The organism is Streptomyces sp. NPDC050534 (genome assembly GCF_044457745.1).
Lineage (GTDB): Bacteria > Actinomycetota > Actinomycetes > Streptomycetales > Streptomycetaceae > Streptomyces.
Genome location: NZ_JBITHF010000026.1, coordinates 57,913 through 69,115 on the forward strand (window position 1 = coordinate 57,913; position 11,203 = coordinate 69,115).

Here is an 11,203-nt window from a genome sequence, read left to right on the forward strand (position 1 = left end):
ACAAGCGGTCTGTCGCGCGTGTGTTGTGAAGCGCGGCTGTCAGCAACCGTTCAGTGTGAAGGCCGCCCAGATTTCGGGCGCGGCGAACGGGCGCTTGCGCAGGGCCGAAAAGCCTGGACGGCGGTATCCCGCGGCTGTTTGCGGGACCGAACCGCGCAGGCCGCTGCGTCCGCGGAAGACGGCCAGGGCGGGACGCTCGGCCGCATACCGGCGCGCCGCGGTGGAGGTGAGACTGCGCATCCACTGCTGGGTTCGTGCCAGAGCCACGGCCGGCTCGACACCCGGCAGTGTGAGTTCTTCGTAGAACCGGGTGATGAACAAGGCGGTCGCGTAGTCCGGAATGGGCCACAGGGCACCGAGCACGCCTGCTGCGCCGGCGTGCATGAAGCTGATGGTCAGCGCGTGTGACTCTTCCGGCTGCAGGATGACGTTCACGGCACCGGACACGCATGCCGCGACGACCACCAGGCGCAGGCCGTCTCCCGCGAGGCGGCGGATCCTGGCGATGCCCAGCTGCTCGGCGTCCGCCAGCGTCAAAGCTGCCCCGTCCACCGAGTCGTAGCGCATGGTGCCGTGGCAGCCGAGATGCAGATGAGTAGCCTCGGACAGCCGGCCGAGGAGGAACTGGCCGGTGGCGTCGGCACCGTAGGCGACCGCACTGCGCTGTGGCGGGAAACGCGTGACGATGTGCCGCAGTTCGGCTTCCGCTGCGGGAAGTTGCGGGTGGGAGCGGCTGGGGTTGGCGAGGCCGACCAGGAACGGTGGCCGCTCGGCGAGTCGTTGTGCCCGCTTGCGCGCCGCCAGCCATGCGCTGGCCGACGGGACGTAGGAGCACGTGTCCAGCACGTCGATCAGGGACGTCGTTCTGCGATGTTCACGCCAGAAGGCGGCATGCCAGGCGAAACTCGGCAAAAGACCGCACGGCACAAGAACGGCATCGGTGATGCCGGTGTCCGTCAGTGCGTGCGCGAGGCGGCGGGCGAGGGTACGGCCGAGTTCGGCGAGCACCTTGTGCAGGACGCCTCTGTATTGGTGGGGGTGGAAGGAGGTTCCGGCCACGAGCGCCTCGCCGGGCCGTGGTTTTCCGGGAGTGAGGCCGTCGGGACTGCCGTCCGGCCGCGTCCCGAAGCCGAAGATCAGCGTGAACAGGCGGGCGCTGTTGGTCGCGGGCAGGTCGACGGGCACCACGGGGGTGTTCGGTGTGACGACCAGGGCGCAGCAGCCGGCCGGGTGCGCGATGAGGTAGACGAGGGCTTGCTGCGGCTTCAGCGCGGCCTTCAGCTCGGCCACGGACGGCGGTTGTCCTCGGGCGAAGTCGGAGAAGCCGGGCAGGTTTCGGATGGCCGCCAGGAGTTGTCCCAGCGACGGCCCGGTGATCGCGGGCGCACCGAACGGGAGTTGGGCCGTGCGGGATGTGGCTGCATCTTCTCCTTCCGGGCCGGGCGGGCGGGCGTCGGTGTGTGTCTCGCTGCGTGCTGTGTCGACCGCCGACAGATACGCCTCGGCCAGCGCGGGGTCGATGGCGCGGAGCTGCTGCAGCTCGCGCACCTCCGCTCCGGAGGCGGCTCGCAGCGTGACGGCGCGTCCCGCCTCCATGACGCCGACTGCCCCTTCCAGCAGCGTCTGCACGTCGGAGTCGTCGAGCGCGGCGCCTTGGTCCAGGTGCTGCTGGGCGGCACGGAACATCGTGTAGGCGGTGAACCGGAACCGGGAGTCGTGGGCCAGCCCGGCCAGGACAGGGTCACGTTCTTCGGGCGGGGGCGGAACATCCTCGCGGCCCACCGTGTCTCCTCCGGAGGCACTCCACGCGGCCAGTGCGGTGAGCGAGGCCAGGCTCGCGCCCTGCCAGTCGTCCAGGCGCTGGCACACGGAGACGGCATCGTCGGCCGTGGGGATGCAGTCGGCCGGATACTCGGCGGGAGTCAGCACCTGCAGGGACTCAAAGAGAAGCCCGCGTGCCTCGTCCAAGCGTGACCGGGACGAGTCGTCGCCGTCTTCATGCGCCAGTATGCGGGCCAGCTTCCTTTGGGCGAAGGCGACTTCCTGCGTGTGACCTTGCTCCTCGTGCACCTGTGCCGCACGGCGTGCACAGGCTTCGGCGCGGGCAAGGAAGTCTGTGCGTTCGTGCGGCCGTTGCCGGGCCGCGGTGACCAGCAAGTCGCAGTAGTTGAAGAAGACCCTTGCCAGCAGATGAGGCTCCGCGTCCGGTGGGAGAACGTAGAGAGCCTCTTTGTAGGCCTGTTCGGCGGCGAGGAGCTGGTCCTGGTCGGATTCGGTGAGCCTGCTGTGTGCCAGGGCCTTCGCGGCGAGGGTGTAGACGTAGTCGACCGGATTGCGTGCGGGTGAGCGGTGCAGCAACGCGGTCGTGCATTGCTCAAGCGCTCGCCGTGCGTTGTCGACAGGGGCGCCCGCCTTGCGGTCCAGCAGAGCCATCGCCAGGTTGGTTCTGACCAGCGCGGCCCGGTCCGGGTCCGGCAGGTCCTCCCAGAAGACGACGAGTTCTTCCAGGAGCGCGATCGCCCGTTCCAGGGACGCTTCTCGCTGCCGGGGACGCTTCTGGAGTGCCACCACCAGATTGGAGCGGGCCTCGGCCGCGGCGACGGGCTCGTCCGCCTCCTCGTAGAGGTCGATGGCGTGGGCCAGAGCGCCAATTGCGTCTTCGATATCGGCGGGCGCGGACAACGACGGGCTGATCAGCATGACGCCGCGGGTAGACCACATCAGTCCCGCCGGATCCGGGGGGAGCAGTTCTGCGAGCTGCACACATCGGTCTGCCATCTCGCGGGAGGCCTCTCCGCGGTCGGCGGCGGCGACCAAGTCCGCCAGTTCACGGTCAAGTTCCTCACCGAAGGCATAGCGGGCCTCCTCGGAACGATCCAGATAGTGCTGCCATGCCTCAGCGGCCGTCATTCGGCTGAGAGCGTCCAGCAGAGTGTCCGGGAGCTCGTCCATCGCCGTCTGCGCAGGCGTTCGCTCTTGGCCGGCGGACGTTTCCGTCACGCCGTGCTCCTGCCACTCGGCCAGAACGGCCCGGCCGAGCAGGTCGGAATGGGCCTCTACCGCGGCCGTCAGCTCCTTCGCCGTCACTGCTGAAAGTGCAGCGATGAGGGCACCCTGCAAGCGCGCAATCGCCCGTGCCTCCTCAAGCACCCGCGCATGGTGGGGAGGCAACTGGCCGACAAGCAGCAGCTGTTCGGCGTCCGTGGGTGAGAGGAGGATCATCGGGGCATGCGGCAGGAACTCGGCGGTGACACTGTCCGGCAGCGGTTGGTCGAACATGCACAGGCGCACGAGCTGGGGGTCATCGGGCGCCCCCTCCCGTGCCACCAGCAGGGGGATGCGAGAGGGGGTGCCCGTCACTATCAGCAACGGCTGCTGCGGGGCCTGGACCGCGCACTCGGGGCACACAACCACGGCCCGGGCCGTCGGCCACAGGTCGGGACGCTGCCGCAGGTCGAGAACCACCCATGCCGCAACGCTCGCGTCCAGGCCGCAGCCCGGACACAACCAGGTGACCTGAGCAATCAGCCCGCGATCCGCCTCGGGCAGATTCCCGTTCGTATCCGCTGCATCGCTCCCGGAACCTGTCTCGTCATCCGCCGTGTCAGTCATCGTCCACCGGACCGGACGCTGCGCGGGTGCGTCGGGCCTCGGCGTCCCACTGGAACAGGGGGGAGATCTGTCCGAGCAGCAGGCTCCCGATGATGAGCGCAGCAGCGCCATAGACAGTCTGGTACCAGCCGAAGTCCTGGAACGGCGTCTGTGGCAGGGAGAAGCCCCACAGGGCGAAGGACACGGTGGCTGCGATCACGTTGAAGCGGGTGTGCGCGGGCCACGTGCGGGGATGAGTCGGCAGCGGAAGTCCCTTGGCTCTCTCCTGGCGTGCCAGGCCCAGCCATACGACAAGCGGGACGATGACCAGGAATAGGCAGAACACGACCCAGTCCGCGGTCCGCGAATGGGCAGTGGCCTGGTGCAGCGCCCCGATCACCGCGACATAGCCGGTCACGACCTCGGTGGGGATGTAGGTGGTGACACTCTCAGCCAGGGACGCCGCGGAGCTGGCGGCCGGAGTTCGCGGCGTGGAGTCGGCCTGACCACTGCGATAGCTGGGCTGGATCTGATCGGTGACCTGCGTCATCCGCACGATGCTCATGGACTCCCCCGGTACCGAGTTGCTCATCGCACCGGAGTTGCTTCCGGCATCGAGAGATTAGCGCAACCGGCGTGGCATACCCGGCCTATGCGAAGCACTTCCCGCAGCAGACATGTCGGGCGTGACCGATCACGCATGTACGGGGGTTGGGGGCTGTTTGACTCATGTCCATTCTGCTCTTCGGTGCAGGCGCGGGGGCGCGTCAAGACGCCTTTTCCGCAATGACGTTGGACGGTTGTCCGCCGGCCTGCCCACCTGGCAACCGCCTTACGTGCGTGGCTATCCTGCAAGGCCTGCTTCGATGCCAAGAGGCGCTGGCTGCCCGTCCGGCAATGAAGAACACGGCCTTGGTCGGACAAGACCCGCACCCAAAGACGGCTACATCTTTGATGGCTCCCGGCAGGAGCACTCCAGGGAGAACTCAGGCCGCTCCCCTGCCCCTTGAGCCAGCCTCATTTCCCGGTCCCAGCCTGATCCGCATTTCCCGTCCGGACCGGCACGAGCCCTCGCCTCCTCCCGGAGCCATGCAGGTCAGCACGGGGTCCTACTGACTCAGCTCCGGGCTTTGCCCGCTGCATCTCCGCCATGGAACCGAGACCGATCCCGGTGTCTTCCGTACTATCACTGCAACACACCAATGCGGCAGTAACTGCTTCTGCGCACACGGCACCAGGCAGAAATACACACTCGCTAAATTTCGCACACACCGCGGACGAGCTGCTCGCCGACCGCGGTACCCAGGAAGGGCGTGAGCAACATGTCCGAAACCACCGAGCTGACCTCACAGTACGCCGCACAAGTCACCTCTGACCTTGAACGCAACCTCAAGGAGCAAGAACGACTCCACGATGAGATCGGCTCGCTCCAGGCGCAGTTGGCCGCCCTGCAGCACAACCACACAATCCTGATGAACATCCAACAGGCCCTTGGTGTCCCTGCGTTGCCGGCCGACGAACCGGCCGCGGCGGTGCCTGCTCCCCGCAAGAGGAAAGCCCTGTCAGGCGGCGCCCGGCAGAAGAAGGCCGAGAAGCCGACCACCCCGGCCCGCAAGCGCGCCGACAAGAAGAGCACAGCCAAGACAACGGGCACAGAGCCCACACTCGTCGACCTCGTACACGCACATCTGGCCGGCCAGAGCGAGCCCCGCTCCGCTGCAGAAATCGCCACAGCACTGGACCAACAGCATCCCGAGCGCACCGTCAAAACAACCGTGGTGCGCACCACGCTCGAAGGCCTGGTGGCCAGGAATCAGGCCCAGCGCGCCAGGCAAGGCAGGTCCGTCTTCTATACCGCTTCCGATGCAACAAAACCGGCTGCTCCCAGCGGGGAGGCCGCGCAGCAGCCAGCCTGACAGCATGGTGAGGGCTCCCGCTGCGCGGGCACTGTGCGTGCCGGGAGCCGCCGTGTGGAAACAGGCATGACATCGATCCCGTCCCCGGAACCGACCTGGCATGCCGGTCGACTCCGCTGCGCGGTTCCAGCCTCCCGCTGTGCGGGGCGTCGCTCCGGTCAGCGGTACCCCACCTCCAGCAACTCGCCCCACAGGGCCGCTTGGGCCGGATGCGGCACCGCCCGGGCCCCGGGCAAAGCGTCGTGCGGGTATCCGTCGCGGGTGCGTCACGCGTTGTCGGGTCGGGTTGCCAGATTCCAGTGGAGGTCGTCCGCGTCAGAGCAGGCATGCCATGGTCTGAACGGTCCCGCCTCGGCCAGTCGATGAATCACGTTGAGCAGTTCTGCGGGATGAGTCCCGCAGGCGCGTGCCATCTGGTCGAGTTCGGTGCTCCCCGCACCGGTGTCCGGATCAGTGTGTGCCGCGAGGTAGAGGTGTACCAGCTGCAACTGCGGTGAGGCTGCTGGCCCTGTCGCGGAAGCGGAGGTAAGGCGGAGCGCCCAGTCCGCGGCCTGCATACGGTCGGGGCGGGCCGGGGCCTGCGCGAGCAGCGCGGTGTCCAAAAGCTCGGCCACGATCTCGGCGGCGTGCACGGGGCGGGTACGCAGCCAGCGGGCCTGTTCCAACTGGCGCCACGAGACTGGATGGTCGAGCCGGAGACCGCGCAGCAGGCCTTTGGGCAGCCGGACGTGCATGGCGGCGTTCATGCGCAGTGCGCACTGCAGGGCGAGCAGGCGCGCTGAGGCCGGAGTGCCTGCGGGGAGGGCGGCGGCCAGGTAGCTGAGCATTTCGCGTACCCGGGTGCGTGCTCCCGGTCCTTTGTGTTGTCGTCTGCGCCGCTGGGCGGTGGTCGGTCGCTGCGGTGCGCGGGCGAGGGCAGTATCGGGGACGACAGCGGCTTGCGCGGTCGCCGCGGAGCAGGCGCTGCAGGCGTCGGCGAGCCTCCATACGCGTCCGCCTCGTTCGCATGCGAGGAGAAGACGGATGGGGCCGGCGCAGCCGCGGTGGCGTGGGTGCCAGTGGCAGCCGCGTTCGTGGCATTGGCAGGTGCGCAAGTGGGGAGGCAGAAGGTTGCCGCGCGCATGGCGGGCGAGATGGGCGAGGGCGGCTGAGCGGGCGGAGGCGGCGACCTGGCGGCTGCTGTGCGGGCACTGCTGGCAGACCAGGGCAAGGCCGTTTGCGTGCGGGCGCAGTTCGACGGTCCAGGTGCGGGGCAGTGCTGGGCATGTGATGCGCGGCCTCATGGGCGCGTGTTCCTCCTGTTGTGCGCGCCGGTCCCCTTCGCGGGGTGCGGGGCGGCGGCCACCATAGTGCAGACCTCTGCCCTGCTGCGGCGCGACCACCTGCAGAAATAGGGCAGAGGTCTGCACTGACAGGGCAGGGGTCTGCACCTTCGGATATATGGGTGACGATCTTGCCGCCCGACCCGGACCTCAAGGCGCTGCGGCTGGAGTTGGCGCGCCTGCGGGCCGCGCGCGGATGGAGCTACGACGAGCTCGCCGCCCGCAGCGGCCTGGCCAGGCGCACTCTCATCGAGATCGAGCAGGGCCGCACCATCGGCACCCTGAAGACCTGGCACGCCCTCGCCCACGCCCTGGACACCCCGCTCGATACGCTGTTCAGCACCCTGTGCAGCGGACACGACCTGCCGGGACCACCCCCGGACTGACACCCGCCCGGGCGGACACGAAAGATCACCCAAACGGGCAGGCAGCACCGAACACGCGCCCTAGCTTTCGCACACCTGCTTCAGCACATGAGGCTGACCGGGCGATACTGCGGCACCGCTGCCGCGGATGCGGCGTGTTGGCTGGCAAGTTCGCCCGCATGCACCCCACACGACCTTCCGCCGCCCGGCACTGGAACGACAGCCCGCCCGCCACCCGGCCGCGCCGGCCGCTGCAGATCGCCCCCGGCGGCGCCAGCCGGCTGCTGCGCTGCGGCCAGGGCGACCGGTGCCGCGAATGCGGCAATCGGATCGAGTGGTACTACCGCAGCGATCGGCAGCCCGTCCGTCTCCACCCGCACGAACTGCCGGCCGCCCGGGTGCCCGCCGCATGCCGCTGGCACGTCAGCTCCGGCGTTGCACACCCGGCCGGAGACGGCAGCGACTGGTGCCGCCTGCCGCACGCCGCCGTCTGCCCCACCCGCACCGCTCCCCTGGCCCCCGGGCTGGCCGAGCTGCGCCGGTCGTTGGCCGTCAACTCCCGCCGCCTGATCGATACGGGCACCTTCACCCCACCCGCCCCGGCCGACAACCCGGCGCCTTCCCCGGCTGCCTGCCGCCCCGCCCGGCCCATCGTGCAGCTGCTGTATGTCCGCTACCTGGCGGCCCGTCCGGTGGAGAACCTCCAGTGCGTCGCCCAGACCCGGCACCGTCACCGCTGCACCAGCCCACTGCTCACCCCCGGCGGCCCGGCCGGCAGCTGGGTCCTGGTGCCGGCCACCACGACAGCGGGTCAACTGGCCCTGCCGGCTGACGTCATGGCCGTCTACAGCCTCAGTGGTCTCTCCTACACGGAGCAGCTGCGCTGGCGCGCCCAGCGCTGCCCGCAGCACGCTGCCACCCCCACAGCCGCGGACCTGGCGGTGGCCGACTGGGAGCCGTTCGACCCGCTGCGCCACCACGCCCACATCCACACCCGCCTGCCCGGCCGCGCTCGGCGCCCCGGGCCTGCCGGCCACCCCAGCACGAAGGGCCGTCCGTGACGCCGTACCACGCCGTAGAAGTCATCCTGACCAGGCCCGTCACCCGCGGCGAGCTTCGGCGCGCGTGCCGTGGTGTGCCCCTGGCCGCGAACGCGGACCGCACCCGGCTGATGGCGCTCCACCATGCATCCAGTCCCGGCGGAGCTCTCCACACACTGCGGCGCCGACTGGACCCACGTTTGCCGATCGACGCCCTGACCACGCAATACCCCGATCAACGCGGCCAGGTCCTGCTCAACGTCATGCTCAACCGCGCCGCCAGCAGGGCGCTGCACCAGGCCGCGGCCAGCGTGAGACAGCGGCCCGAAGAGGTCCTCCGCGAGCGTGTGAGCGCGGCCCTCGCCCAGGACAAGCAGACACGCATCCGGCAACTGCAGGACCAGCTCGAGAACTTGCTCGCCCACCACACAGCCGAGGAAATCTTGGCCTGCGTGGCCGGAAGCCTGCACAGGAGCCAATACGCCGGTACGCCAGCAGCGCCGTGACGCCCAGTCCGCACATGCGGCGGCCGCAGGCGCTCCTCTCCTCCTTCGTTCCCCCTCCTTTTCCTTACGCGGAGCCCTCGTTGCACACGCCTACCGACGAACAGGTCCATGCCGTCGACGCCTTCGGAGCCGGTCACCATCTCGTCCTGCAGGCCGGCGCCGGCACGGGAAAGACCAGCACACTCACGCTGCTCGCCGCCAGCACCCGCCTCCGCGGCCGCTACCTCGCCTTCAACAGGGACATCGCCCGGGACGCCGCCGCCCGCTTCCCTCGCACGGTGGTGTGCAAGACCGCCCACGCCACGGCCTACGCCGCCGTGGGGCACCGCTACACGAGCCGGCTCAACAGCCCCCGCCAGCCCGCCTGGAAGACCGGCCAGGCCCTCGGCATCACCGGCATGCTGCGCGTCGGTGATCACGAGATCGGCCCGCGCACGCTCTCCCATACCGTGCTGCGCACCGTGACCCGCTACTGCCACTCCGCCGACCGCACCCTGGCACGCCACCATGTCCCCCGCCTGCGCGGCCTGGACACGAGCGACGCGCACGCCGAACTCGCCCGCGAAGTCCTGCCGTTCGCCCTCAAGGCCTGGACCGACCTGCACAATCCCGAACGGGGGGTGGTCCGCTTCGAACACGACCACTACCTGAAAATGTGGGCCCTGACCGAGCCCACGATCGAGACCGACTTCCTCTTCCTCGACGAAGCCCAGGACACCAACCCCGTCCTCGAGGAGGTCTTCGCCGCCCAGCGCGGCCACGCCCAGCTCGTCATGGTCGGCGACTCCGCCCAGGCCATCTACGGCTGGCGCGGCGCCCGCGACGTCATGACCGGCTTCGACGCCACCCCCCTCACCCTGACCCGCTCCTTCCGCTTCGGCCCCCCGATCGCCGCGGAGGCCAACCGGTGGCTCGCCCTCGCCGGCGCCCCCATCCGCCTGAGCGGCACCCCGGCCCTCTCCGCCGAAGTCAGCAACCTTAATCGTCCCGACGCAGTGCTGTGCCGCACCAACATCGGTGCCATGGCCGAGGTCATGCGCCTGCTCACCGCCGGCCATCGCGTCGCCCTCACCCGGGGCGGGCAACAGCTGGCCGCGCTCGCCCTCGCGGCCCGCGACCTCAAGGGCGGCCGCCGGACCACCCACCCTGAACTCGTCCTCTTCCCCTCCTGGGGCGAACTGCAGGACTACGCCGCCCACGACCCCGCCGGACGCGACCTCCAGCCCTTCGTCGACCTCGTCGACACCCACGGTCCCGACGCCATCCTCACCGCAGTCGACCAGCTCACCAGCGAAACCCACGCCGACGTCACCGTCTCCACCGCCCACACCGCCAAAGGCCGCGAATGGCCCACCGTCCAAATCGGCAACGACTTCCCGCCCCCTAAAGACACCGACCAGCACGACGACCAAGGACGCCCCATCCCAGAACCCGTCAGCGACACCGACGCCCGCCTCGCCTACGTCGCCGTCACCCGCGCCCGCCACCACCTCGACCTCGGCGGCCTCTCCTGGATCCACACCCACCCCACCGTGCCGTGCGACGCACGTCCCTGGCCCGTGACGGAAAGCAGGAAACGCTCACCAGCGGCTCCTGCCTCGGCGGCTCATACGGCGACACGCCGACCAGACGTCACGGGGCTCAGCCGTTGATGCGCTCGCCCGGACCGGGCCGCCACGGCGGCCAAGTGTCTTCATGCCGCGCCGCCGGTGGGTGGTGCCCAACCATGTTGCTGGCGGCGATAGTTGCATGACCGTCAGCAATCCCAATAATAGAACTGCTGTTCACATATGGGTGTGGCGCGGTGGACACCGTGCCCAACGCGTCGGGAGACTGAGGCATGACGTCCGCCGTTCATGAGGCTTCCTCCTCCGCCCTGGGCTACCTGTTTCAGTCGCAATGGGCTCTGCTGGAACTCCTGCGGGGGCAGGAGGAGCGGCCCGACGGTGGCCTGGGACGAGGACGGCACGGCCGTCGACCTGCTGCAGGTGAAGCACCACTTGAAGACGGCACGCACGCTCGGCGACAAGGACGACGACGTGTGGCGCACCATCCAGTCCTGGATGGACACCCATGTGCCCGGCGACGCGGAAGGCCCCTGGCTGACGCTGGTGACCACACAGCAGGCGCGCCCCGGTTCGGCGATGGCTGCGCTGCGGTCCGGCGGGGAGGGGGCAGATGTCGCGCTGAGATTGCTGAATGCGGCGGCCGCCGAGTCGAAGGCGAAGGATTCCTCCGCAACCCGGGATGCGTTCTTGAAGCTGCCGATGGCCGAGCGGGCGGTGTTCGTCAGCCGGATGCGCGTCATCGACTCCGTGATCACCATCGATGACGTGGACCGCGGGGGGGGGGCGGCCCCGGGCGCCCCCCCCCCCCCCCGGGCGGGGGGGGGGGGGGGTGGCGCGGGGGGGGGGCGGGGGGGATGTGGCACAGGTAGGAGTGGGGGCCCACGGGGGGCGCGAG

The 11,203-nt window shown here is 69.6% G+C and carries 9 protein-coding genes; 5 read left to right on the forward strand and 4 right to left on the reverse strand.

Going from position 1 to position 11,203, the window contains the following annotated elements; genetic code table 11:
* Positions 1 to 39 precede the first annotated feature (39 nt).
* Positions 40 to 3,612, reverse strand: coding sequence for a CHAT domain-containing protein (locus tag ACIBN2_RS45565; RefSeq protein WP_399143688.1), 3,573 nt, complete (start codon positions 3,610 to 3,612; stop codon positions 40 to 42).
* A complete protein-coding gene (locus ACIBN2_RS45570) occupies positions 3,605 to 4,156 on the reverse strand; it encodes a hypothetical protein (RefSeq protein ID WP_399143689.1) in 552 nt (183 codons plus the stop codon). The genes ACIBN2_RS45565 and ACIBN2_RS45570 overlap by 8 nt, the downstream gene beginning before the upstream one ends.
* Before the next feature lie 757 nt (positions 4,157 to 4,913).
* On the opposite strand from ACIBN2_RS45570, the gene ACIBN2_RS45575 reads away from it, so the two are divergent.
* Positions 4,914 to 5,507 (forward strand): hypothetical protein, encoded by a 594-nt coding sequence (locus tag ACIBN2_RS45575; RefSeq protein ID WP_399143699.1) that lies wholly within the window; start codon positions 4,914 to 4,916, stop codon positions 5,505 to 5,507.
* Positions 5,508 to 5,773: 266 nt separating this feature from the next.
* Here the strand turns inward: ACIBN2_RS45575 and ACIBN2_RS45580 are convergent, their stop codons facing one another.
* On the reverse strand, positions 5,774 to 6,334 hold the full coding sequence (locus ACIBN2_RS45580; protein WP_399143690.1) for a hypothetical protein: 561 nt from the start codon (positions 6,332 to 6,334) through the stop codon (positions 5,774 to 5,776).
* A 617-nt stretch (positions 6,335 to 6,951) separates the two neighbouring features.
* Between ACIBN2_RS45580 and ACIBN2_RS45585 the strand changes: the two genes are divergently transcribed.
* The 4 genes from ACIBN2_RS45585 to ACIBN2_RS45600 all read left to right on the forward strand — a co-directional run bounded on the left by ACIBN2_RS45585 (position 6,952) and on the right by ACIBN2_RS45600 (position 10,392).
* Positions 6,952 to 7,215 (forward strand): helix-turn-helix transcriptional regulator, encoded by a 264-nt coding sequence (locus ACIBN2_RS45585; RefSeq protein WP_399143691.1) that lies wholly within the window; start codon positions 6,952 to 6,954, stop codon positions 7,213 to 7,215.
* 158 nt (positions 7,216 to 7,373) lie between these two features.
* Positions 7,374 to 8,255 (forward strand): DUF6083 domain-containing protein, encoded by an 882-nt coding sequence (locus ACIBN2_RS45590; protein ID WP_399143692.1) that lies wholly within the window; start codon positions 7,374 to 7,376, stop codon positions 8,253 to 8,255.
* Positions 8,252 to 8,740 carry a hypothetical protein gene (locus tag ACIBN2_RS45595; protein WP_399143693.1) on the forward strand — a complete coding sequence of 163 codons (489 nt, stop codon included), beginning with the start codon at positions 8,252 to 8,254 and terminating at the stop codon, positions 8,738 to 8,740. The genes ACIBN2_RS45590 and ACIBN2_RS45595 overlap by 4 nt, the downstream gene beginning before the upstream one ends.
* An 80-nt stretch (positions 8,741 to 8,820) precedes the next feature.
* Positions 8,821 to 10,392 carry a UvrD-helicase domain-containing protein gene (locus ACIBN2_RS45600; protein WP_399143694.1) on the forward strand — a complete coding sequence of 524 codons (1,572 nt, stop codon included), beginning with the start codon at positions 8,821 to 8,823 and terminating at the stop codon, positions 10,390 to 10,392.
* Between the two features lie 104 nt (positions 10,393 to 10,496).
* On the opposite strand, the gene ACIBN2_RS45605 is transcribed toward ACIBN2_RS45600, so the two are convergent.
* Positions 10,497 to 11,066 carry a hypothetical protein gene (locus tag ACIBN2_RS45605; RefSeq protein WP_399143695.1) on the reverse strand — a complete coding sequence of 190 codons (570 nt, stop codon included), beginning with the start codon at positions 11,064 to 11,066 and terminating at the stop codon, positions 10,497 to 10,499.
* Positions 11,067 to 11,203: the final 137 nt, after the last annotated feature.

Coding starts and splice junctions, on each gene's coding strand:
- ACIBN2_RS45570 (WP_399143689.1), bottom strand. CDS start 4,156: ATGAGCATCGTGCGGATGACGCAGGTCACCGATCAGATCCAGCCCAGC.
- ACIBN2_RS45580 (WP_399143690.1), bottom strand. CDS start 6,334: ATGCTCAGCTACCTGGCCGCCGCCCTCCCCGCAGGCACTCCGGCCTCA.
- ACIBN2_RS45590 (WP_399143692.1), top strand. CDS start 7,374: ATGCACCCCACACGACCTTCCGCCGCCCGGCACTGGAACGACAGCCCG.
- ACIBN2_RS45605 (WP_399143695.1), bottom strand. CDS start 11,066: ATGGTGATCACGGAGTCGATGACGCGCATCCGGCTGACGAACACCGCC.
- ACIBN2_RS45565 (WP_399143688.1), bottom strand. CDS start 3,612: ATGACTGACACGGCGGATGACGAGACAGGTTCCGGGAGCGATGCAGCG.
- ACIBN2_RS45575 (WP_399143699.1), top strand. CDS start 4,914: ATGTCCGAAACCACCGAGCTGACCTCACAGTACGCCGCACAAGTCACC.